The organism is Calditerricola yamamurae, assembly GCF_054654135.1.
This window is the reverse complement of the sequence record NZ_BAAIFH010000004.1, coordinates 16,030-38,790: the sequence shown is the minus strand read 5'-3', so window position 1 is coordinate 38,790 and position 22,761 is coordinate 16,030. Positions and strand designations below refer to the sequence as shown.

Below are 22,761 nucleotides of genomic sequence, written 5' to 3'. Positions count from 1 at the left end.
GGCGGGCCGATGTCGGATTTGTTCACGAGCAAACGGCTCATCCTCCTGCTTCTCGCCCTGATGCTGTTCTCGGCGCTGATCGGTTTCACTTCCAGTGAGCGAAAACCGACGGGGTGGCCCGTGGCGCTGGTGCAAGACGGCGTCGCCCTCTTTCAGTCGTGGTTCCACAAGCCCGCTCGTGTGGTTGCGGGCTTCTTTCAAGATCTCCGTGAATGGAAAATGCTGTATGATGAAAACCAGGCGTTGAAGGCCAACTTGGACCAGTATGCGCGCATGAGCGCGGAGCTGGCGCGGTTGCGCGAGGAAAACCAGCGCCTGCGCGCCATGCTCGACCTGCGCAGCACCCTCGACACCTTCCGCCTGTACGCGGCGGAGGTGATCGCTCGCAGTCCGGACCAGTGGAACCAGGTGCTCGTCATCAACAAGGGCGCGCGGGACGGCATTCGCCCAGACATGGCCGTCATTACGACGAAGGGGCTGATCGGGCGCGTTACCGACGTGACCCCCTTCACGGCGCGGGTGGCCCTCCTGACCGATCTGTCGCGCTCGGGACACGTGTCAGCGGTGGTTCAAGGGGAGGAAAGCCGCGTCTTCGGCGTAATCGATGCGTACGACGTGGATACAGGTTACCTTTTATTTCAAAAGATTCCTGTTGAAGCTCCCGTTCGGGAAGGTCAGCTGGTGGTCACGTCGGGGTTGGGCGGCGTCTTCCCCCGCGGTCTTGTGATCGGCACAGTGGTTGCCGTGGAGCCGGGTGACAACGGGCTGACGCAACGGGCCTACGTGAAACCGGCGGCCGACTTTGCCTACCTCGACGAGGTGTTTGTCGTCGAGCGCGGCGATGCGTTTCCCGAGGCGAATGCGCCGACGGGGCACAACGAGACCCGGCGGGAAGGGGGGCGGGTCCTGTGAAGGTGCGCCCGGCGCTCCTGGGGCTTCTTTTCCTCCTCGTGTTGGTGGAGAGCACGTGGTTACCCGCCTTTGCCCCGCAGCGCTTCGGCTCTCCCTTTTTGATGGCGTTCCGCTTTTCCTTTGTCGTCGTGCTCCTTATTGCCATCCTTTGCGGACGCCGGGTGGGCTTTTGGTTCGGGCTGGTCCTTGGTTTCCTGCATGACGTGCTGTACAGCGGTGTCATCGGTGTCTACGCGTTTGGCATGGGGCTTACGGCGTATCTGGCCGGATACGCCTTTTTGTTCTTCCACCGCAGCTTCCTTGTTGTGGGCGCGGTCCTCCTCGGGGTGCTGATCGTTTTCGAGCTGATCGTCTTTGGGTTTTACCGCCTGTTCGTGTGGACGGCAGCTCCCCTGCAGACGTTTTGGCTGCACTACCTGGTCCCGACCGTTGCCGTCAATTTGCTGTTCGGCCTGCTGGCCTACCGTCCTCTGTTGCGGCTGATCGGGAGGGATGCCGAAGATGGAGAGGGAACTTGAACGGCGCGAGCAGCCGTCTGAAGAGCAAAGACCGCTTCTCACGCGTATCAACCGGCGGTTCAACATCCTCTTTTTTGTTGCCTTCCTCTTTTTTGCCGCCCTCGTGCTACGCCTGGCTATTGTTCAGTTGGTGCACGGGGAGCAGTATGCCCGTGAGGCGGAAGCCAACTCGATGAAGCGCATCCCCATCACCGCGCCGCGCGGCTGGATTGTGGACCGCAACGGAGAGGTGCTCGTCAACAATGAGCCGGTCTACACGGTGACGTTTCTGGAGAGCGAGGGGCAGCGCATCGACTACGACGAGGTTGCCGACCGTCTGGCCCGCCTCCTCGACAGCGACGTGGACGACCCGGCCAAGGTGCCTCTTTCCGAGGTGAAGGAGCGGCTTTCGAAAATGGAGAAGTACCGCGACCAGCCGCTCCCGACGGACGAGGCCGCTTTGCGCCACCTGCTGGAAAAGGAGACCATTCTCGAGGCGATGCGCTCTGGGTACCGGTTTATGCCCCACCGGATCAAGGAAGGGCTTAGCGTGGAAGAGGTGGCCCGCGTGTCGGAGAACCTTGACCGGCTGCCTGGCGTGCGTTTGGTGGTGGAGTCGAAGCGCAACTATAAGCGCGGCGCCTTTTTGACCCATGTGCTCGGTTATACCAAGCCGATCGACGCGAAGAACAAGGAGTATTACCTTGCCCGGGGCTATCAGATTGACGACAAGGTGGGCACTTCCGGGCTGGAGGCGTACTATGAGACCCAGCTCCACGGACAGGACGGCGTGATGGAGGTAAAGGTCGACAAGAACGGCCGCACTGTCGAGATGCGAGAAGTGGCGCCCCCCAAGCGTGGCCATGACCTCGTGCTGACCATCGACGCCCGCTTTCAGGATGCGGTGGAGCGCATTCTGGAGGAAGAAGTGAAACGCCTGCGGAAAAAAGGGGCCGATAAGGCCGACAAGGCCATTGCTATCGCCATGAACCCCAATACGGGCGAAATTTTGGCCATGGCTACCTATCCCGATTACGACCTCAATCTGTACAACTTGAGTGGGAAGGAATTTTCCGAAGCATGGAAAACGCACATCAAAGGGCGCGAGCGTAATGAGGCGGTGTACGGCACCTTTTCACCCGGATCCACCATCAAGCCCGCCACCGTGCTGCTCGGCCTCCAAAAGGGCCTGGTTTCTCCCAACGAGACGGTCTATTGCCGCGGGGTGATGATGATCGGCAACCGGGCGTTCCGTGACTTCCAAAGCCGTGCCCACGGTGCCGTCAACGCGCGCACGGCGCTGCAGAAGTCGTGCAACACCTACATGTACGAAATGGCCCTTCGGCTGGCGCGCACCCAGACCCATTACAAGGACGCCTTTCCGGAAATGGATACCTTTTATGCCCAGTTTGGGCTGGGGGTGCGGACGGGCATCGATCTGCCGGGCGAGAACATGGGGTGGCGGTCCACCTACACGGAGCTGGGGAACCTTGCCCACTATGCCATCGGCCAGTACCACGCGTACACCCCGATCCAGCTCCTGCAGTACGTCAGCACGATCGCCAACGGCGGCTATCGCATGCGCCCGTACTTGGTGAAGGAGATTCGCGGGGAAAGCGAGCAAACGGAAGGGCTTGGCCCGGTGCTGATGGCCCGCAAGCCGGAGGTGTTGGGCCGCGTGGAGGTTGATCCTCAGTACCTGCAGGTGGTCCGGGAGGGGATGCGGCTGGCGACCCAAAAAGGCGGGACGGCTGCTGGTGCCTTTGCCGGGTTTCCCGTTCCCGTTGGCGTCAAGACGGGGACGGTGCAGGTTGACACGAAACGCGGCATCGACAACGCGCTGATGATCGGGTTTGCGCCCTTCGACAAGCCGGAAATTGCCTTTGTTGTGATCGTCACGGACGTGCCGAAGGGCTATACCGGGGGGAGTGCCGCCGGTCCGATCGCCCGCCGCATGCTGGAGGCGTACTTCAACCTCGGCGCGCCGGCCACACCGTCGAGCCCGGGAGAATCTGCCGCTCCTGCTGCAGCGGGGGAGGAAAACGCCTCCGCCATGCCGAAGAGATAGACGACGGGGTGACCGGCCATGGAGACGACCAAGCACCGCGTAACAATCAAAGGAACCAAGGACGGCTTGCAGTTTTATTTGGACGACGACTGTCCCTTTGACGAAGTCGTCAACGAACTACGGGAAAAAATTGTGGGCACGCCGCACAAACAGCTTTTGCGCGGCCCGGTGATTGACGTCACGGTGCACGTGGGTTACCGCCACCTTCGCCCGGAGCAGGCCGATCAGCTGCGCAACGTGATCCATCTGCAGGACAACTTTCGTCTGAAGGGCATCCATTCGGAAGTGGTCACCCGGGAGGAGGCCGAGCGCATGGCGCGCCGGCAAGCCCTGCGCGTTGTCACGCGTTCCGTGCGCTCGGGTCAGGTGCTCGTACACGACGGCGACCTCCTCTTGTTGGGCGACGTCAACCCGGGCGGCAGCGTGGTGTGTACGGGCAACATCTTCATCCTGGGGCGGCTTTTGGGCATGGCCCACGCCGGCAGCGCGGGGAATCGGCAGGCCATCATCACCGCGGCCGTGTTCCAGCCGACGCAGCTGCGCATTGCCAACTGCATCAGCCGCGCGCCGGACCAGTGGACCGATGCGGGAGAAGGCATGGAGTTTGCCTATCTTGACGAGGACAACCGCATTCTGGTCGACAACATCCGCCGGCTCCACGACGTGCGGCCGCACTTTCAACCCTGGTGGTTTGATACGGTTGAGCGCTAAAGGGGGAACGGGGGCGTGGGAGTAGCCATTGTCATAACCTCGGGCAAAGGTGGTGTGGGGAAGACCACGACCACGGCCAACCTGGGTACCGCGTTGGCCATGCTTGACAAGAAAGTTTGCCTGGTGGACACGGACATTGGGTTGCGCAACCTTGACCTCGTTTTGGGACTCGAAAACCGCATCCTGTATGATTTGGTCGACGTGGTGGAAGGGCGGTGTAAGCTCCAGACGGCGCTGATTCCCGACAAGCGCCTCGAGGGCAAGCTGGTCCTGCTCCCTGCTGCGCAGACGAAGGACAAATCGGCTGTCTCACCCGAGCAGATGGCGCAGCTTGTGAAGGAGCAGCTGAAGTCCGATTATGACTATGTGCTCATCGACTGCCCGGCCGGAATCGAGCAGGGGTTTCGCAATGCCATTGCCGGCGCGGATCGCGCCGTTGTCGTCACGACACCGGACAGCACTGCGGTGCGCGATGCCGATCGGATCATCGGCATCTTGGAAAAGGAGGCGAACGTGTCGCCATCACTGATCGTCAACCGTGTCCGGCCCCGCCTGATGAAGCAGGAGGAAATCATGGACGTGGACGAGATCGTGATGCGCCTCGGCATCGACCTCCTGGGGATCGTGCCGGACGACGAGGACGTGATCACCTCCTCCAACCGCGGGGAGCCGATCGTCCTCAACCCGAAAGCCAAGGCGGCACAGGCGTACCGCAACATCGCCCGCCGCATCCTGGGAGAAAGCGTCCCGCTGATGAGTTTGGACGACAAGCCAAGTGTTCTCGAGCGAGTGCGGCGGATTTTCGGACTGTCGTAACCGGGCGTTCGCCGGCGCACGGCGCAGCGGACGCTCCCTTTTTATGCCGTTTTGTGCACGCCTTTCGGTCGTGCGGGGGGCCCAGCCCATTGCGCGTGAAACGAACGCGGCCCCTTGGGAGATCGGTGGCGGAAGCGAGGTGGCCAAGGATGGACATCGAACGGCGGTACCTGAAGCGCATTGACTGGGTGATCATTTTGATCCTCGTCGCGCTTTGCGTGTATAGCTACATCGGCATATCCGGCGCCAACACGCAATTTGGCGAGGAGAAGAAACAGATTGTCTGGTATGCCATCGGTTTCGGGGCCATGTTTGCCGTTCTCCTTTTCGATTACAAGTGGATTGGCCAGCTGGCGTACGGGCTGTACGGATTCGGCATTCTGTTGCTGGTGCTGGTGCTCCTGTTCGGGACCGAGACGAACGGGGCCGTCAGCTGGTTTGCGTTTGGACCCGTCAAAATCCAGCCATCCGAATTTATGAAAATCTTTTTGGTCTTGGCGTTGGCCCGCTACCTGGCCAGCCGCGAGGAAGAAGGGGACGCGCCGCTTCAGTCGGCTTCTGGGTTGCTTACGGTTATTGGCTTGGTTGCCCTGCCGATTGTCTTGATCCTCAAGCAACCCGATTTGGGGACGGCCCTCGTGTTTTGCGGCATTCTGTTGAGCATGCTGCTCGTTGGCGGGGCACCGCTGCGCGTGTTTGCCCTGTTCGGCCTTGTCGGCGTGGCCGGTTTCGGCCTCCTGGCGTACCTGTACACCTTTCATTCCACGGTCTTCTTCAAGATCGTGAAGCCATACCAGTGGGACCGCATTCTCGCGTGGCTCGATCCCGACTATGATCCCCTGGGCAGCAGCTTTCAGCTCAAGCAATCCCTCATCGCCATCGGGTCGGGCCAGTTGTTTGGGCGCGGCCTGAACGAGCCGACCCAGGCCCGCTACGGGTGGGTGCCAGAAGGGCAGACCGACTTCGTCTTCACCGTTATCGCCGAACGCCTCGGGTTCGTGGGGGCCAGCCTGCTCATCTTGCTGTTTTTCCTTCTCATCTATCGCCTGGTGCGGATCGGCATGACGTGCAAGGATCCCTTCGGCGCCTATGTGGTGTCCGGAATCGTGGGGATGTACGTGTTTCAGATCTTCGAAAACATCGGCATGACCATCCAGCTCATGCCCATCACCGGAATTCCGCTGCCGTTCCTCAGCTACGGGGGGAGCTCCTTGCTCACCAACCTGGTGACCATCGGGCTGGTGCTGAACATCCACATGCGCCGGCGCGAGCTGATTTTCGACTAGGGGCGGTTGGCCGTTCTGGGTTGTCCCTTCCCCTCATAGGCATGAGAGTAGAGCGGGATGAACAAGGGGGAAGGTCTTGTGTGGTTTGATCGTGACCGCCTCAAACAGCGTCGACACGCGCGAATGCGCCAAATTCTCCTCGGCGGCCGCGGGGTGCCCGACGTTCGCGAACGCGACGAGGATGAGCTGCCCGGCGGTTCGTGGCCGTATGGCGGCCGTCTGGAATGGGATCTCCCGCCGGCTGCCTCCCTCGATTCACGCCGGAGGCGCGTTCTTCCCGCACGCCGCCTGCGGTTCCAGCTGGGAGTGGCGGCCGTCGTGCTGGCGGCCGGATGGACGGTGCAGCAGTGGCCCGGAGCGCACGGTGATGCGGCGCGGCACGTTGTCCGCGAGGCGCTGGTGCGCGATTTCGATTTTCAGGGCGTGGCCGCGTGGTACAAGGCGCACATCGATGCCCTGCCCACCCTTCTGCCCGTCATCGGCGACAAAACGCCTCCCGCGTCCCCGGACTTTCGCGCGCCCGTAGCCGGCAAGATCTACACGCCCTTCTCCAGCAACCATCCCGGCGTGTGGATCTCGGCGACCCCGGAGGCCGCCGTTCGGGCATCGGCAGAAGGGCTCGTCCTGTTTGCGGGAAAACAAGAGGGGGCGGGATACACGGTCGTGCTCCGCCATCCCGGGGGGTATGTTTCGCGGTATGCCAATCTGGTCCGGCTGCGGGTGAAAAAGGACGATTGGGTGCGCGCCGGCGATGAACTGGGGACGGTGGCCGGTGAGGGTCAGGCCAAAGGGCTGTTGTACTTCTCCCTGCAGAAGGACGGGCAACCCGTCGACCCGGCCGGCGTGATGGCCTTTGAGTAACGCCTCCGGCATCTCCATCCGCGTGCATCCCCTGTTTTGGTTGGTCATCGGGGCAGCGGTGTTGACCGGTGCGTTCGTGGAAACCGTGCTGCTCCTTTCGCTGGTGGTGATGCACGAGCTGGGCCATGTGTTGACCGGGCGTGCGTACGGGTGGCGGTTTCGCGCCCTGACGCTGTTTCCCTTTGGCGGGGTGGCGGAAACCGATGCCGAGGTGGGGCAGTATTCGCCCCGGGAGGAGATGGTTGTCGCGCTGGCCGGGCCGGCGGTTAACGGCGCCATGGCCGGTTTTGCCTGGGCGTGCGCGGCAGGGGAGCTGTGGCCGGAGGCATGGGCGCGCCAGTTTGCCACGGCCAACCTGTGGCTGGCCGGTTTCAACCTGCTTCCCATCTGGCCTCTCGACGGCGGACGGGTGGTGCACGCTGTGGCCTCGCTGGCTTGTCCGTACCGCCTTGCCCTGACGATCACCTTTAGCTGGAGCGCCGCGGTGGCGCTCCTGGCTCTGGTATGGGCATGGACAGCGCCCTATCCTCGGCTGCACCTGTTTTTGCTGTTTTTGTGGCTCTACCGCGAGGCGGCCGGGGGCTATCGTGAACGCCGGATGCGCTTTGTCCGCTTTCTCTTCGCCCGCTGGCGGCGGGGTGGCAGCGGACCGCTGCGTGTGGTTACGGCCGACAGCTCGTGGACGGTGCTCGAGGCCCTTCGGCACATCAAGCGGGGACGGTATCACCGGTTTGAGCTGCGCGCCGGGGGACGAAGGGCGGGAGTGGTAACCGAGCGGCGCCTTCTGGACGCGCTGTTTCGCGACAAGGCGCCGGCGCGTCGGCTTCTGGAATTGCTCGAGGGGTGAAGGCGAGACCGCGCAAAAAGCAAGCCCCCGCCGAAATGCGGGGGCGTGGCCTTCCTGCGAGGCCGTTCATACGGATGGTGAATGGGGAGAGGGTGCGCGCGGTTACGGAAGGAGCGCGCGCACGAGTGTGTCGTCGCCGAGGAAGTGTTCCAGGTGGTGGAGCATTTTCTCCTGCGTGAGGAGAATGCCTTTGAGCAGGTACTCGGTGCCGAAGTCGCCGCGCGCGGCCGCCCCCTGGGCGTACTGGCGCAGGGCGGCAACCAGTTTGCCGCCGTCGGCGAGGTCTTTTTCCAGCATGGCGCGCAACGCATAGACTCCTTCCGGTTCCATGGCGATGAGGGCCATGTTTTCCTGTTCAGCCGGGCCAGAAACCGGATAGCCGCCCAGGGCGGTGATGCGCTCGGCCACCTCATCGGCGTCCTTCAAGAGCTGGGCTGCCCACTCGTCGAGGAACTCGTGCAACGGCAGATATTCCGGCCCTTCCACCACCCAGTGGTGCTTCTTCACCTGGTGGTACAGCGTATACAGCGTGGCCAGCGTACGGTTGAGCTCCTCCACTGTCGCCTTGACGCTGGAGGCATCCAGGCCGAGGGGATTTGAGCGCAGCTGGTCGGGTGCTTGGCGAATCGGAGATGGATTCACTCGACTTTCCTCCCTTGCGTTTTTTGGGACAGGCGGTTTCCTGTCGGTTCCGCCGTCCGGTTGGTAAGATTAGGTTACCACAGGGATGGGAAAATCACCAGGATACCCGTCCGTTTTCGCAAAAATGACAAGAAAAGCCTCTACATGGTATAGGACAACGTGTTCGTACACCGAAAGGGAGCGCGCCGGCGTCGGCGCCTTTTGGCCGACGGCGGCGCTTTGGTTGTGGCGGAGGCGATTGTTCGCAAAAGCCCGAACAACAACCCAAAACCGACATTACCCTTAACCGCTGGCTTCGGCTACGAGTTTTTCAGTCATGCGGATCGAAGCTATCGCCGGGCAAAGGAAATTCGTCCATCCTCACGAGCGCCTTTGCCTCGATCAAAAGCGTGTTGCTGTTTGAGCCCGGCGAGCGCTGGAACGATGGTGTCAACATTGACTGGGTTGGCAAGGTCGTCGAGGATTGACCGCAAGAACGAGATCGGTGGGCTTTGGGCTTCCCAAATCTTCTCGTTCCACGACGTGGCGTCGTACCTGGGCTTCATCGAGTTCGAGTCAGCGGTCTACCAGACGTTGAGACGGTTTGGTCAACTGGCGACGTGATGCGCCTCCGCGTAACGCCTGTGCGCGTTGACACCGGGCGCCTTCTGCAGTATCCTTATCTTGTTGGTATGCTCCCGGCATACCGCAACCGCGCAGGTCGGGTTCGTGGACAAGCGGGCGCGTCGCTCCACCCGCCCTGGCGAGTCTCGGTCGAGGGAGGTGCAACGATGTACGCCATCATCGAAACGGGTGGCAAGCAGTACAAGGTGCAGGAAGGCGATGTCATCCTGGTGGAGAAGCTGGATGCCCAAGCCGGCGAAACGGTTACGTTCGACCGGGTCTTGTTCGTGGCGAAGGACGGGGAAGTGAAGGCGGGCAATCCCACCGTTTCCGGCGCCACGGTGGTCGGGAACGTGCTGGAGCACGGCAAGGGACGCAAGATCATCGTCTTCAAGTATAAGCCGAAGAAGAATTACCACCGCAAGCAAGGGCATCGCCAGCCGTACACCAAGGTGCGCATCGAAAAGATCAACGCATGATTCGCGTGACCATCACCCGTGACGACGGCGGGCGCATTGCCGCCTTCCGCGTGGCGGGGCATGCCGGTTACGCGCCGCGCGGCCAGGACATTGTCTGCGCTGCCGTGTCGGGCATCGTCTTCGGGATGATCAATGCTGTCGAGCGCGTGCTCGGCGTGGTGTTGGACGTGGAGACACCCGCGCGCGGCGACCTCACCTGCCGCGTGCCGGAACTGCCCGAGGAGGCCCTACGCGAACGGGTCAACCTGCTCTTGGAAGGAATGGTGGCTGCCCTCCAGTCGCTCACGGTGGAGTACGGACAGTTTGTGCAGGTTTCCGATCCCCATACTCCAGGGAGGTGAAGGCCATGCTGCGCGTCGACCTGCAGTTTTTCGCCCAGAAAAAAGGGGTTGGCAGCACAAAGAACGGCCGCGACAGCATTTCCAAACGGCTCGGCGTAAAGCGTGCCGACGGCCAGTTCGTCAAGGCGGGCAACATCCTGGTTCGCCAGCGCGGCACGAAGATCCATCCGGGTCTCAACGTTGGGCGCGGCGGTGACGACACGCTGTTCGCGAAGGTGAGCGGCATCGTCCGTTTTGAGCGCCTCGGCAAAGACCGCAAGCGCGTCAGCGTTTACCCGGTGGAAACGAACGCCTGATGTTGCCGATCCGATCGAGCCCCTTCGCAGGAAGGGGCTTTTTCCTTGCCGGAGCAACCGCGCCGCGCACCGTGACAGAAGGGCCGAATGTGGTATACTTTTACATAGAGGTTTGGACAGAAACAGGGGAGACGATGCCATGGGAGGTTGGGTGGCGCCGCTTTTTTTGTTTTGGACGGCCCTTTGTTTGGTCATGCTGCCCTTTGTGGCCGATCTGTCTTCGTTTGGCCTGGCTGCCTCCGGATTGGCGGCGCTTGTGGGATACACCTGGGTGTCCCGGCGCCAGTGGCGGATGGGCGAGGCGGAAGTCGACCGGACGTGGCTGGAGGTGCTCAATCGGACCCGCCACGACTGGCTCAATCACCTGCAGGTGCTGTCGGGATACGGAAAACTCCACCAGTACGGGAAGATGGAGCGTTACATCCAGCGCATCATGGAACAGGCGGCGTGCGAAAGCCGGCTATGCCATCTCGGCTATCCCCCGCTGACGCGCTACCTGCTTGCCTGCGCCGCAGAACGGGGCAACATGGTGGTTGACGTGTCGGTAAGCGCCGATTTTTCCTTAGAGCGCCTGCCCCTTTCCGCTGACGACGTCTACCGCGTGGTGCAGGCGGTGGTGGAAACATATCGGGACGCCGCAACGGGCGACGGCGCGGTTCCCAATACCCTGACGCTCATCCTGGAAAACGGGGATGGGCGACTTCATGTCCGGACGCGCTTTGCGGGGCGGCTGGATGAAGCGGTCTTCCGCAAGGGTTTGCAGCGCCTTGCCCGGCTGCTTCGCACGCTGGATGGGGTGTTGGTGGACGGCACGGGGGAAAAGGAAGCGGAACGGGGCAAGGTGCGCGTGTCCCTCGTTTCCTGAGGAATGCGGAGGCAAAGCGAGGTGCGTGACGGTGTTTGTGGACAGCGTCAAGATCTACGTCAAGGGCGGTGACGGCGGGAACGGCATCGTCGCCTTTCGCCGGGAAAAGTACGTGCCGAAGGGCGGTCCCGCCGGGGGCGATGGGGGCAAAGGCGGGGACGTGGTGCTGGAGGTGGACGAAGGCCTCTCCACGTTGCTGGACTTTCGCTACCAGCGCCACTTCAAGGCGCCGCGCGGGCAAAACGGTAAGTCGAAGGGGCAGCACGGTGCGGACGCCGACGACCTTGTCCTCAAGGTGCCGCCGGGTACGATGGTCTATGACGACGAAACGGGCGAACTCCTCGCCGATCTCACGCGGCATGGGCAGCGGGCCGTCATCGCCCGCGGCGGCCGCGGCGGGCGGGGCAACATGCGTTTTGCCACGCCGGCCAACCCGGCGCCGGAAATTGCGGAAAAGGGCGAGCCGGGCGAGGAGCGGTGGGTGCGCCTCGAACTGAAGCTGCTGGCGGACGTGGGCCTGATCGGTTTTCCCAGTGTCGGCAAGTCGACGCTCCTGTCCGTTGTCTCGGCAGCCAAGCCCAAGATCGCGCCCTATCCCTTCACCACGCTTTCGCCCAATCTGGGTGTGGTCGATGTCGACGGTGAGCGCAGCTTCGTGTTGGCCGACCTGCCGGGCCTCATCGAAGGAGCCCATCAGGGTGTGGGGTTGGGGCACCAGTTCTTACGCCATGTCGAGCGCACGCGCCTCCTCATCCATGTCGTTGACATCGCCGGTTCCGAGGGGCGCGACCCGGTGGAGGACTACCACAAGATCAACGAGGAGCTGCGGCTCTATGACGAGCGGCTGGCCTCGCGTCCCCAGGTGGTGGCGGCCAACAAGATGGACCTTCCCGGTGCTGCGGAAAACCTGGAGCGCTTCCGCCGCGCCGTTCCCGACGTGCCGGTGTACCCGATCTCGGCAGCCACGCGGCAGGGAGTGCGCGAGCTGGTGTACGCCGTGGCCGACCTGCTCGAGACGTTGCCCAAGGAACCCTTCGTCCGCGAGGAAACCGATGCGGCGGAGGTGAAGGTGTTCCGGGCCGAACCGGAGCCCGAACCGTTCACCGTGCGGCGGGAGAACGAGCTCTTTGTCGTCGAGGGGCCGCGCATCGAAAAGCTCGTCGCCATGACCGACTTTTCGCGGGAGGACAGCGTGCGGTATTTCGCCCACCTGATGCGCAAGATGGGCGTGGAAGATGCCTTGCGCGCCAAGGGGGCCAAACCGGGCGACACGGTGCGCATCGGCGATCTGCTGTTTGACTTCCTCGAGGGCGAAGAGGCGTAGCACGGTGGGCTTGGTCGCTTCCTGACCGTTTCTGGAACAAGCGTGGAAACTGAAACCGGGCAAGCCGCGCGAATCGGTAAGCGTTTTCACGGTTCGCGCGGCATTTTTTTGTTCGTCGAGGGCGTATTGCGTGAAAAATCTGTTGCAATGTTTGCGGGAACGCGCTATAATGTCCACTATACAAAAACAATTGTCCGTAACGGGAGGACGCATCGTGCGCCAGGAGGAACAGTATTACCTGGTTCGAGCGGACATCCTTCCCGATTCGATGCTCAAAACCGTCGAAGCAAAAAAGCTGCTCGAGTCCGGGGAGGCGGAAACGGTTCAGGAGGCCGTGGAACGGGTCGGCCTCAGCCGGAGTGCCTACTACAAGTACAAAGACGGCATCTTCCCGTTCAACGCGATGATGAAGGAAAAAATCGTCACCGTCTCGCTCCACCTCGAACACCGCTCCGGCGTGCTGTCGCGGGTGCTCGGGTACGTGGCCGAGCGAGGCGGGAACATCCTGACCATCCACCAGACCATCCCCCTGCAAGGGCTGGCCACGGTGGCCATGTCGGTGGACACGGCAACCTTGACCGTGGACATGACCGCATTTTTGGAGGGAATGCAGCGCCTCGACGGTGTCAAAAAGGCGGTCATCGTCGGGGAGGGCTAGCGCACGAGGGGCGCGGACAAGAGGAAGACCGGAGGAGGAGAGGAACCATGGAACAGACGATCAACATCGGCCTGATGGGGTTAGGCACGGTCGGAACCGGCGTCGTGCGTCTCATCGAAGGGCATCAAGAGGACCTGATGCACCAGACCGGCATGCGCATCCGCATCGCGCGCATTTTGGTGCGCGATCCGGAGAAACCGCGGGCCGTTCGCGTCCGCCGCGAATTGTTGACGACTGACCCGCGGGACATCCTCGAGGACCCGTCCATTGACGTTGTGGTCGAAGTGATGGGGCATGTCGAGCCGACGCGCCAGTACCTGTTGGAGGCGCTGCGTCGCGGCAAGCACGTGGTGACGGCCAACAAGGACCTGATGGCCCTCCACGGTGGGGAAATCCTGGCCCTGGCCGCTGAGCGGGGCTGTGACGTCTTTTACGAGGCCAGCGTTGCCGGGGGTATCCCCATCCTGCGAGCCCTCGTCGAGGGGTTTTCATCCGACCGCATCACCAAGTTGATGGGCATCGTCAACGGCACGACGAACTACATCCTGACAAAGATGTCGCGAGAAGGAGCCGACTACGCCCAGGCGCTCCGTGAAGCGCAGGAGCTCGGGTACGCCGAGGCCGACCCGACGTCGGACGTCGAAGGGCTGGATGCGGCGCGCAAGATGGCCATCCTCGCCACCTTGGGCTTCCGCACCGAAGTGCAGCTCGACGAGGTGGACGTGACGGGGATCAGCAAGGTGACGGCCGAAGACATTGCCTATGCCAAGCAGCTAGGGTACGAGATCAAGCTGCTCGGCATCGCCGCTCAGGAGGATGGGCTGATTGAAGTCAGCGTGGAGCCGACGCTGGTTCCCCAGCGCCATCCGCTGGCCAGCGTGGACGGCGTGATGAATGCGGTGTACGTGTACGGCGAGGCCGTCGGGGAGACGATGTTCTACGGCCCTGGGGCCGGTGAGCTGCCGACGGCGACGGCGGTGGTGTCGGATCTCGTCACCGTGGTCAAGAACATGAAATTGGGTGTCAATGGCCGCGGCATGGTCGCGCCGTATCGTCCCAAGGCCCTCAAAACACCGGAGCAGATGGTGGCCCAGTATTTCCTGCGCCTCGTGGTGGACGACCGCACCGGTGTGCTGGCCAAGATCACGCAGCTCTTTGCCGACTGCGACATCAGCCTGTCCCAGGTGTTGCAGGAACCGTTCAAGGGAGCGGGCCAGGCCGAGATTATCCTGGTGACGCACCACGCGACGAAAAAGAGCAAGGACGAGGCGCTGGCGAGGCTGGCCGCCCTCGACGTGGTGCGCGAGATCAAAAGCTGCTACCGCGTAGAAGGAGAGGATTGAGGTGCCCGGCATTCTTGACACATACGCCGCGTATCTCCCGGTAACCGAGCGCACGCCGAAGCTGACCCTGCACGAGGGCAACACGCCGCTCCTCTTCTGTCCACGCCTGTCGGAGGAGCTGGACGTCGAGCTGTACGTCAAGTACGAAGGGGCCAATCCCACTGGTTCGTTCAAGGACCGCGGCATGGTGGTCGCCGTGGCCAAGGCGGTAGAGGAGGGGAGCCGCACCGTCATCTGCGCCTCCACCGGCAACACTTCGGCGTCGGCGGCGGCCTACGCGGCGCGCGCCGGCCTCTCCTGCATCGTCCTTGTCCCCGACGGTTACGTGGCGGTTGGCAAGCTGGCCCAGGCCGTCATGTACGGGGCCGAGGTGCTGGCCGTTGCCGGAAACTTCGACCAGGCGCTGGCCATCGTGCGGTCCATCGCCGCGCATCATGGCGTCACCCTGGTCAACTCGGTCAACCCGTACCGCATCGAAGGGCAGAAAACGGCCGCCTTCGAGATCTGCGACGTCCTCGGCGACGCACCGGACATCCTGGCCATTCCCGTCGGAAACGCGGGGAACATCACCGCCTACTGGAAGGGGTTTGGCGAGTACCGCCGCGCCGGGCGGGCGACGCGCCTGCCGCGGATGTTCGGCTTCGAAGCCGAGGGGGCGGCGGCCATCGTCCGCGGTGAGCCGATCGCCGAGCCGGAGACGGTGGCCACGGCCATCCGCATCGGCAACCCGGCGAGCTGGGACGGGGCGGTGCGGGCGGCGAAGGAGTCCGGCGGGCGGATCGACTTCGTCACCGATGCGGAGATCCTGGACGCCTACCGCAAGCTGGCCCGGTGGGAAGGCATCTTTGCCGAGCCGGCCTCCAGCGCATCGGTGGCCGGCGTGGCCAAAATGCGCCACCTTGGGCTGATCGAGCGCGGGGTCAAGGTGGTGTGCGTGCTGACGGGAAACGGGCTGAAGGATCCGAACACGGCACTGGAAGCGGTCGATCTTAAGCCCCGCCGCGTGGCGGCGACAGAGGACGCGGTGCTGACGGCGATTCGGGAAGCGGGTGGCAACCGTGGCTAACGCATCGGGGTGCAAAGCGGTGGGTGACGGAGCGGAGATGGCGCGTATCCCGGGGATGAGCGGGGCAGGGCTGGCCGGTGAGGAGCAAACCCGCCGTCCGATTGTCACCGCGCGTGTGCCGGCCAGCACGGCCAACCTCGGCCCCGGATTCGACGCGGTGGGGCTGGCCTTGGACTGCTACGTCACCGTGACCCTGGCAGCGGCGGCGCGGACGGAGGTCGTGCCCCGCGGTCCCATGCTTGCCGGTACGCCGGCGACGGAGGACAACCTCGTCTACCGCGCCGTACGCCGGGTCTTCGAGCGCCTCGGTCACAGCGTTCCCCCGCTGCGCGTCGAGGTGGAGAGCGACATCCCCCTGGCCCGGGGGCTCGGTTCCAGCGCGGCGGCCATCGTCGGCGGGCTTGTGGCAGCCAACGCGTATATGGGCGAACCGCTGGCGCGGGACGAACTCTTGGCGATGGCTACGGAACTGGAGGGGCACCCGGACAACGTTGGCGCAGCGTTGTTCGGCGGCTTTGTGGTCGCCGTGCGGCAGGACGACGGGCGCGTCCCGTACCTTCGCCTTCCGGTACCGGAGGAGCTGGTCGTGGTGGCCGCCATACCCGACATGCCCCTCGAGACGGCCAAGGCCCGCCGCGTGCTGCCCGAAGCCGTGTCCCGGCGCGACGCCGCCTACGCCCTTGGCCAGACGGGCCTCCTCGTCGCCGCCATCGCCACCGGCCGGTGGGACCGCCTGGCTGACGCGATGCGCGACCGGCTGCACCAGCCGTACCGCTTGCCGCTCATTCCCGGGGCCGAGCGTATGGTGCGGGAGGCGGCGGACCATGGGGCCCTCGGGGCTGCCCTCAGCGGCGCCGGCCCCACCGTTGTCGCCTTCACGTTCGCGGAGGCGGAGCGTGTGGCCGCCTTTTTCCGTCGCGTAATGGCCGAAAGCGGCCTCTCCGGCACCGTGCGCACATTCCGGCCCGACGGCGAGGGTGCCCGCATTTGGCGAAACGGGAAGGCGGAGGGGCGGTAGAGATGGCCAAGGTGGTCTACCTGGGACCGAGCGGCACGTTTACCGAGGCGGCGGCACGGGCCGCCTTCCCCGATCCCCATCACCGCTTTGTGGAGCTTTCCAGCGTGCCCGACGTGCTGGAGGCGGCGGAGGCGGACAGCGACGTGTACGGCGTGGTCCCGGTGGAAAATTCGATCGAGGGCTCGGTCACGCTGACGCTGGACTGGCTGATTCACCACGTCAATGTGCCCATCGTCGCCGAATGGGTGCTGCCCGTTCGCCAGCACTTGCTCGCGGCGGAGCAGACGGCCCGGCTGGGCTTTGACGCCGTGGAGGTGGTGCTGTCCCATCCCCACGCCATCGCCCAGTGCCGGGAGTTTCTGCGCCGGCAACTCCCCGGGGCCCAGATCCGCTACACCAGCAGTACGGCGGAAGCGGCCCGCCTGGTGGCCGAGCATCCCGACTGTCCCTGGGTGGCGGTGGGGACGCGCCTGGCCGCAGAGCGCTATGGGCTGGCCGTGCTGGCCGGTCCCATTCAAGATTTCGCCCACAACGAGACGCGCTTTTTTGTCGTCGGCCAATCGGCGTACCCCTATCAGGGCGCGCGGGTCAAGACGACGCTCCTCATTACGCTGCCCCACGATTATCCCGGCGCGCTGTATCAGGTGTTGGCGGCCTTTGCGTGGCGTAAGCTGAACCTGACGCGCATCGAGTCGCGTCCGACGCGCAGGGGGCTGGGCAGCTACCACTTTATGATCGACGTGGAACGGCCCCTCGGCGACGTGCTGCTGCCCGGAGCGATAGCCGAGATTCAGGCCCTCGGCTGTGCCGTGCGTGTGCTCGGCTCGTATCCCTGTTTTACGGCGGGGGACGAGGGAGTGCGAACGGTCGTTGACGTGTCTTCTTCTTCTTCGTATAATGAGCCTAAATCATGAGCCTCACCATGAGAGGAAGGAGATGGATCTTCTGCGGGCGATACGGCCGCCGAACCGCAAGCGGCTTCCCGCAGAAGCATCCTCTCTTTCATTGATTAAAATTTTCAACAAATTCAAAAAACATCGGGTAGGAGGCGGAGAGCATGGGTGAGTGGATCTACATGAACGGGGCGTTTGTTCCCCGCGACGAGGCGAAAGTGTCGGTGTTCGATCACGGATTTCTCTACGGCGACGGTGTGTTTGAGGGCATTCGCGTCTATGACGGTGTCGTCTTTCGTCTTCGCGACCATATCAAGCGGCTGTACGACTCGGCGAAGTCCATCCTTCTCGACATCCCCATGACGCCGGAGGAGATGGAAGCGGCCGTCGTAGCCACGGTGCGGAAAAACGGCCTGCGCGACGCATACATTCGCCTCATCGTCTCCCGCGGCGTGGGCGACCTCGGGCTGGATCCGCGCTCCTGCACCCGGCCGCAGGTGGTCATCATCGTCAGCCAGATCCGGCTGTGGCCGAAGGAGCTGTATGAGCGGGGCATCCGTGTCGTCACCGTGCCGACGCGGCGCAACACACCGGATGCGCTCAACCCCAAAATCAAGTCCCTCAACTACCTGAACAACGTCCTGGTGAAGATCGAGGCCAACCTGGCCGGTGTAGCCGAGGCGCTGATGCTTAACCAGGACGGATACGTGGCGGAAGGGTCGGGGGACAACGTCTTCATCGTACGTCGTGGCGTTCTGTACACGCCTCCCGGTTACGTCGGGGCCCTTGAGGGGATTACTCGCCAAGTGGTGATGGAATTGGCGCAAGATTTGGGTTATACCGTCAAAGAGGAGCCCTTCACCCGCCATGACGTCTATGTGGCCGACGAGGTGTTCCTGACGGGCACCGCCGCGGAGATCATTGCCGTGGTTGAGGTGGACGGTCGGACGATCGGCAGCGGCGTGCCCGGACCCATCACCCGCCGCCTGACAGAGGCGTTTCGCCGACGGGTTCGCGTCGACGGCACGCCCGTATTTCCCGAGGCGGCCAAACACGTGAGCTGACGGAAATGCTCCTCCCGGGGCAAAACCGTTGCTCCCGCATAAGATGGAGTGACGGTGCCCAGAAAGGAGGAGAATTGCCGTGAAACTGCACATCGCCAGCGGCGGGGAGACGCTGAGCAAGATTGCCCGCCTGTACCGTGTGGACCTGACCACGTTGTGCCGGGCCAACCCGCAGCTCGGACCGGCGGACGCCCTCGCACCGGGGACGAAGGTGCGCGTGCCCGTGCCCCGCGCGGCCCCGGTGCGCCGGCGCATCCCCCGCGCGGCTGAACCGGAGCGCGCGGGGGCGGAAGGGCCTGGCGTCGATGGGAACCCTGCCGATGACGGAAAGCCGACGGCGCAAGCCGCCGACGGATCGTTCCCCGATTCGTCCGCTCGTGACAGGGAGGCGTCCGTATTGTCGTCCGCACCGCCCGCCGCGGATGCAGCGCCTTCTTCGGCGGCGCACACGGAATCCCATGCCTTTGCCGGCTCCTACGGCCACCCGGACGGGTTGTCGGCATATGTGCCTCCGGTTGCGGCTCCGCCGGCGTTCCCGCCGTCCATGGCCGGTCCCTATGGGTGGTATGGCTGGCCGTGGCCGGCGGTGCCCGGTTGGGGCGGGTATTCCGGACCGGTGCTGTCCCCTGCGCAGTTCCCCCCGCCCCCGCATCCGCTGCTGTATCCATCCACCCTGTATCACGTACCGACGCTGTGGGAGACGTATGCGGAGGAGAGCGACGACAGCTGATGCCGGGTGATCGCGGGGGGAGCGGCCATGGCCCGTGTAACGTGGCGGGAGGTTGGCAACGCGTTTGGACTCCACCTTGTAGCGGCGCGCGAGACGGAAAAGGTGGCCTTCGCCGAGGACGCCGACGGCCGTGCGTACGTCCTCAAGGCCTATTCCCTTCGGTTTTCCATCGACCACTTGCACCAACTGCTGTCCCGTGTCCATGCTAACGGGTTTCGCCGCACAATCACGCTTCTCCCGGCGCGAGACGGGAAGCCCTATTGGGAGGCGGACGGACGGAGATGGGTGGTGATGCCGTGCCTGCCCGGGCGACCGGCGAACTACGGAAAAAAGAGCGAAGTGGCCCGCGTGGCGGAAACGCTCGCCACCTTTCACCGTGCGGCGGTTCACGTCTGGTCCTGTCGCCACGGGAGGGACGTTCCCTATTTGTCGCGCCTGACCGATCGTTACTGGGAATACCTGCGCGTGTATCGCCAGGCTTCGGCGCATCCCGGCAAAAGCCCCGTTGCCCGCTGGATCGCTGAAACGGGAGCGGTGATCCTGCGCGAAGCCGAGACGGCCCTGGCCGTATTGCCCGTTCCGATCCTGATGGCGTACAACCAGCGCGATGTTGGCCTGTTCGGCGCAGTGGCCCATCACGATGTGGCGCGGCACAATTTTCTCGTCGACGGGCATGACGTCTACCTGCTTGACCTTGACGCTTTCGGAATCGACTGGCAGGCCGGCGATCTCGTACAGCTGTTGTCCCGCGCCTTGTGGGATGCGCGTTGGCGGCCGGATGTGGGCCTTGTAGCCGCCGCGGCCTATGAGCGGGTGCGCCCCCTCGATCCGGGCGAGCGCCGGCTCATCCCCTACCTTCTTCGGTTTCCGGCAGACGAGATGCGCGAAGCGCTCGGCGCCTGGCGCGGGACCAAGGGGTATTCGCCGCCCCGTTCCCTTGCCTTTTTGCGTTACGCGTGGAGGCTTCGGCCCCGGCGCGAGGCAGCCCTCGCCCACCTGTTCCGCATCTGGGCGGGAGAGATTCTGCCGCCTCCCCCATCTGTGGTACAATCGGGGTAAAGCGATGACCGGCAAAGGGGAGCGGAGCATGAACCTAGAGCAGAAAGTCAACTTTGTGGTCGAGTGGCTGCGGCAGCAGGTGAAGTTCACCGGGGCGAAGGGCCTGGTGGTGGGCATCAGTGGCGGAGTCGACTCGGCGCTCACCGCCTTTCTTGTGAAACGGGCCTGTCCCGACGCGTCGTTGGGGCTGATCCTGCCCTGCAAATCCAACCCCATTGACCGGGAGTACGCCCTGAAGGTGGTCGAAGCCTGTGGCATTCGCCACCTGGAAATGGACCTGTCGGCGGTGCATGAAACCCTGTTTGCAACGGTGCAGCAGGAGCTGCGCGCGGCCGGCCTTGCTAACGAACACACGCCGACGCGCGCAGCCGACGGCAACCTGCGTGCGCGGCTGCGCATGTGCACGCTCTATGCGGTGGCCAACACCCTCAACTACCTTGTGGTAGGTACCGACAACGCCGCCGAAGTGTACACCGGATACTTCACCAAGTATGGCGACGGCGGCGTGGACATTCTGCCCATCGCCAATCTGCGCAAGCGTGAAGTGCGGGAATGGGCCCGCTATGTTGGCGTCCCGGAAGAGGTGGTGAGCCGCGCGCCTACGGCTGGCCTGTGGGAAGGGCAGACCGACGAAGAGGAGATGGGCGTCACCTACGACGCCATCGACGACTTTCTGGACGGCAAGCCGGTTTCCGACCGCGACCGGGAAATCATCCTCACCTTGCACAAACGATCGGCCCACAAGCGGCAGTTGCCGCCTTCTCCGCCGCGCTTCTAGGCGCCCTGGGCACCGGCCTCCTGGTTTGAGGAGGCCGTTTTTTTTCGTCAAGGGATTGCCTTTGACCGCCTTTGGCGCGCTGTGCTACACTGAACGGTGGACTTTCGGGAGGTGTTGGACATGGCTGGTCATTCGAAGTGGAAGAACATCCAGCACCGCAAGAGTCGTCAAGATGCCATTCGCGGCCGGCTGTTTACCAAGATCTCCAAGGAAATCTTTGTTGCTGCTCGGCTTGGCGGCGGGGATCCCCAGAACAATCCGCGCCTGCGCTTGGCCATCGCCAAGGCCCGCGCGGCGAACATGCCCAATGAAAACATCGAACGGACGATCAAGAAAGCCCTCGGCGAACTGGAAGGGGTCACGTACGAGGAGATCACCTACGAAGGCTACGGTCCAGGCGGCGTCGCGGTTATGGTGAATGTACTGACGGACAACCGCAACCGTACCGCTTCCGACATGCGCTACGCCTTCACCAAGTTTGGCGGAAACCTGGGCGAGACGGGTTGTGTGTCGTATCTCTTTGACAAGAAAGGGCTGCTGGTCATTGACAAGGCCAGCACCGATGCCGATGAGGACACGGTGATGATGGAAGCGGTGGAAGCCGGCGCGTCTGATTTCAAAACCGAGGACGACGCGTATCACATCATCACCGAGCCGGAGGATTTTGAGCAGGTCAAAGAGGCCCTCGAAGCAAAAGGGTTTACCTTCTCCACCGCGGAAGTGACGATGATCCCGCAGACGACGGTGGCGCTTTCCGGCGAGGACGCCGCGCGCATGCTCAAGTTGCTCGATTACCTCGAGGAGCACGACGACGTGCAGAACGTCTACACCAATTTTGATATGGATGAGGAGGAAATGGAAAAGCTAAGTGAATCCTGATACGGAACCGGTAACGCGCCAGCCCGACGTATAGGCCCCGTTTCCCCTGGCTAAACTAGCAAAAAAAGGGGAAAAAGGGGCATGTTTTATGCGGTTGAAACGTTGGGCACGCGAGACCAGGCGGAAAACCCGCGTGAAGCGGAAACGGTGGCTGTTCCTCGCCGTGATGGCTTTTCTCCTCGCGGCGGGGTTGGGATACGGAGCCGGCGCGTTGGTGGTGGCCATCGAAGGATGGGTGAACAAGCCGCCGGGGCCGGCCTTGGTGGCCGAAGTGGTGTTGAAGCGGATCTACGTGGACGGCTACGAAGAGGAGACGCGGGAGACGGTGACCTTGCCCTCGGAAGCGGCCCTCCTCGAGCGGTACCGTGACTGGAAACTGGTGGAGAAAACGTCCCGGCGCTACGTGTTTGAACGGCACATCAAAGACATCTCCCCTGTGACCAAAGCCCGCGGGTATTTTGGGCTCTTGGACGGAAGCATTTTGGCCATCTTTGGCGGGCCGCCGGGCGAGGGGGACGTGATCCACACCTTTTATCCCCTCGACATCAAGCGGATGGAATCGAGCCTTCCGCCCGAGGAACTGGCCATGCTGCATCGAGGCATTCGCGTCACCAACCTGGCCGAGTACAACAGCATTCTCTCGACCTTTGGCGAATTTGCCCTGGAGGAATGAAGGGGAAATGCACCGGGAAGAAGGAACGCAATTGCCATCTTCCCGAGGTCGA

Annotated in this window: 25 protein-coding genes and 1 other annotated feature; of the genes, 24 read left to right on the top strand and 1 reads right to left on the bottom strand. The window is 63.4% G+C overall.

The genetic code is table 11. The features are described 5' to 3' along the window. Window positions 1–9 precede the first annotated feature (9 nt). The 8 genes from mreC (at window position 10) to ACYQ0Z_RS01620 (ending at window position 7,998) form a co-directional block, all read left to right on the top strand. A complete protein-coding gene (gene mreC, locus ACYQ0Z_RS01655) occupies window positions 10–912 on the top strand; it encodes a rod shape-determining protein MreC (RefSeq protein WP_459863800.1) in 903 nt (300 codons plus the stop codon). After that, window positions 909–1,430 carry a rod shape-determining protein MreD gene (gene mreD / locus ACYQ0Z_RS01650; RefSeq protein ID WP_459863798.1) on the top strand — a complete coding sequence of 174 codons (522 nt, stop codon included), beginning with the start codon at window positions 909–911 and terminating at the stop codon, window positions 1,428–1,430. The genes mreC and mreD overlap by 4 nt, the downstream gene beginning before the upstream one ends. Continuing rightward, window positions 1,414–3,477, top strand: coding sequence for a penicillin-binding protein 2 (mrdA, locus tag ACYQ0Z_RS01645; RefSeq protein WP_459863796.1), 2,064 nt, complete (start codon window positions 1,414–1,416; stop codon window positions 3,475–3,477). The genes mreD and mrdA overlap by 17 nt, the downstream gene beginning before the upstream one ends. Window positions 3,478–3,495: 18 nt before the next feature. Continuing rightward, on the top strand, window positions 3,496–4,188 hold the full coding sequence (gene minC, locus ACYQ0Z_RS01640) for a septum site-determining protein MinC (RefSeq protein ID WP_459863794.1): 693 nt from the start codon (window positions 3,496–3,498) through the stop codon (window positions 4,186–4,188). Window positions 4,189–4,203: 15 nt separating this feature from the next. Beyond that, a complete protein-coding gene (minD, locus tag ACYQ0Z_RS01635; RefSeq protein WP_459863792.1) occupies window positions 4,204–5,004 on the top strand; it encodes a septum site-determining protein MinD in 801 nt (266 codons plus the stop codon). Between the two features lie 149 nt (window positions 5,005–5,153). Further along, window positions 5,154–6,290, top strand: a complete 1,137-nt coding sequence (gene rodA / locus ACYQ0Z_RS01630; RefSeq protein WP_459863790.1) for a rod shape-determining protein RodA — start codon at window positions 5,154–5,156, stop codon at window positions 6,288–6,290. A gap of 78 nt (window positions 6,291–6,368) precedes the next feature. Then, a complete protein-coding gene (locus tag ACYQ0Z_RS01625) occupies window positions 6,369–7,151 on the top strand; it encodes a peptidoglycan DD-metalloendopeptidase family protein (protein WP_459863788.1) in 783 nt (260 codons plus the stop codon). Next, a complete protein-coding gene (locus ACYQ0Z_RS01620; RefSeq protein WP_459863786.1) occupies window positions 7,144–7,998 on the top strand; it encodes a site-2 protease family protein in 855 nt (284 codons plus the stop codon). Before ACYQ0Z_RS01625 ends, ACYQ0Z_RS01620 begins: the two co-directional genes overlap by 8 nt. Before the next feature lie 102 nt (window positions 7,999–8,100). Here ACYQ0Z_RS01620 and dpsA read toward each other — a convergent pair whose 3' ends face one another. Continuing rightward, the gene (dpsA, locus tag ACYQ0Z_RS01615; RefSeq protein ID WP_459863784.1) at window positions 8,101–8,640 is read right to left on the bottom strand and encodes a DNA starvation/stationary phase protection protein DpsA; all 540 of its coding nucleotides are present in this window, start codon (window positions 8,638–8,640) and stop codon (window positions 8,101–8,103) included. Between the two features lie 679 nt (window positions 8,641–9,319). Continuing rightward, window positions 9,320–9,400, top strand: a sequence feature (ribosomal protein L21 leader region). A gap of 10 nt (window positions 9,401–9,410) precedes the next feature. Between dpsA and rplU the strand changes: the two genes are divergently transcribed. The 16 genes from rplU (at window position 9,411) to ACYQ0Z_RS01535 (ending at window position 22,709) form a co-directional block, all read left to right on the top strand. Next, entirely contained in the window at window positions 9,411–9,722 is a 312-nt protein-coding gene (gene rplU, locus ACYQ0Z_RS01610; protein WP_459863783.1) for a 50S ribosomal protein L21, read from the top strand. After that, a complete protein-coding gene (locus ACYQ0Z_RS01605) occupies window positions 9,719–10,063 on the top strand; it encodes a ribosomal-processing cysteine protease Prp (RefSeq protein ID WP_459863781.1) in 345 nt (114 codons plus the stop codon). Before rplU ends, ACYQ0Z_RS01605 begins: the two co-directional genes overlap by 4 nt. A 5-nt stretch (window positions 10,064–10,068) precedes the next feature. Next, window positions 10,069–10,359 carry a 50S ribosomal protein L27 gene (rpmA, locus tag ACYQ0Z_RS01600; protein ID WP_459863779.1) on the top strand — a complete coding sequence of 97 codons (291 nt, stop codon included), beginning with the start codon at window positions 10,069–10,071 and terminating at the stop codon, window positions 10,357–10,359. 139 nt (window positions 10,360–10,498) lie between these two features. Beyond that, window positions 10,499–11,224 carry a Spo0B domain-containing protein gene (locus ACYQ0Z_RS01595; protein ID WP_459863777.1) on the top strand — a complete coding sequence of 242 codons (726 nt, stop codon included), beginning with the start codon at window positions 10,499–10,501 and terminating at the stop codon, window positions 11,222–11,224. A 31-nt stretch (window positions 11,225–11,255) separates the two neighbouring features. Continuing rightward, window positions 11,256–12,548: a GTPase ObgE gene (obgE, locus tag ACYQ0Z_RS01590; protein WP_459865061.1), complete on the top strand. Its 1,293-nt coding sequence runs from the start codon at window positions 11,256–11,258 to the stop codon at window positions 12,546–12,548. Window positions 12,549–12,717: 169 nt separating this feature from the next. Then, a complete protein-coding gene (locus ACYQ0Z_RS01585) occupies window positions 12,718–13,206 on the top strand; it encodes an ACT domain-containing protein (protein WP_459863775.1) in 489 nt (162 codons plus the stop codon). A gap of 47 nt (window positions 13,207–13,253) precedes the next feature. Further along, window positions 13,254–14,549: a homoserine dehydrogenase gene (locus ACYQ0Z_RS01580; RefSeq protein WP_459863773.1), complete on the top strand. Its 1,296-nt coding sequence runs from the start codon at window positions 13,254–13,256 to the stop codon at window positions 14,547–14,549. Then, window positions 14,545–15,615 (top strand): threonine synthase, encoded by a 1,071-nt coding sequence (gene thrC, locus ACYQ0Z_RS01575; RefSeq protein ID WP_459865059.1) that lies wholly within the window; start codon window positions 14,545–14,547, stop codon window positions 15,613–15,615. Before ACYQ0Z_RS01580 ends, thrC begins: the two co-directional genes overlap by 5 nt. A 19-nt stretch (window positions 15,616–15,634) precedes the next feature. Beyond that, window positions 15,635–16,633, top strand: coding sequence for a homoserine kinase (thrB, locus tag ACYQ0Z_RS01570; RefSeq protein ID WP_459863771.1), 999 nt, complete (start codon window positions 15,635–15,637; stop codon window positions 16,631–16,633). A 2-nt stretch (window positions 16,634–16,635) separates the two neighbouring features. After that, window positions 16,636–17,547 (top strand): prephenate dehydratase, encoded by a 912-nt coding sequence (gene pheA / locus ACYQ0Z_RS01565; RefSeq protein ID WP_459863769.1) that lies wholly within the window; start codon window positions 16,636–16,638, stop codon window positions 17,545–17,547. Window positions 17,548–17,690: 143 nt separating this feature from the next. Next, window positions 17,691–18,590: a branched-chain-amino-acid transaminase gene (gene ilvE / locus ACYQ0Z_RS01560; protein WP_459863767.1), complete on the top strand. Its 900-nt coding sequence runs from the start codon at window positions 17,691–17,693 to the stop codon at window positions 18,588–18,590. 79 nt (window positions 18,591–18,669) lie between these two features. Continuing rightward, the gene (locus ACYQ0Z_RS01555; protein ID WP_459863765.1) at window positions 18,670–19,320 is read left to right on the top strand and encodes a LysM peptidoglycan-binding domain-containing protein; all 651 of its coding nucleotides are present in this window, start codon (window positions 18,670–18,672) and stop codon (window positions 19,318–19,320) included. Between the two features lie 27 nt (window positions 19,321–19,347). Then, on the top strand, window positions 19,348–20,379 hold the full coding sequence (locus tag ACYQ0Z_RS01550) for a hypothetical protein (RefSeq protein WP_459863763.1): 1,032 nt from the start codon (window positions 19,348–19,350) through the stop codon (window positions 20,377–20,379). Between the two features lie 28 nt (window positions 20,380–20,407). Next, window positions 20,408–21,157, top strand: coding sequence for an NAD(+) synthase (gene nadE, locus ACYQ0Z_RS01545; RefSeq protein WP_459863760.1), 750 nt, complete (start codon window positions 20,408–20,410; stop codon window positions 21,155–21,157). A gap of 120 nt (window positions 21,158–21,277) precedes the next feature. Then, the gene (locus ACYQ0Z_RS01540; protein WP_459863758.1) at window positions 21,278–22,036 is read left to right on the top strand and encodes a YebC/PmpR family DNA-binding transcriptional regulator; all 759 of its coding nucleotides are present in this window, start codon (window positions 21,278–21,280) and stop codon (window positions 22,034–22,036) included. A gap of 133 nt (window positions 22,037–22,169) precedes the next feature. Beyond that, on the top strand, window positions 22,170–22,709 hold the full coding sequence (locus ACYQ0Z_RS01535; protein WP_459863756.1) for a BofC C-terminal domain-containing protein: 540 nt from the start codon (window positions 22,170–22,172) through the stop codon (window positions 22,707–22,709). Window positions 22,710–22,761: the final 52 nt, after the last annotated feature.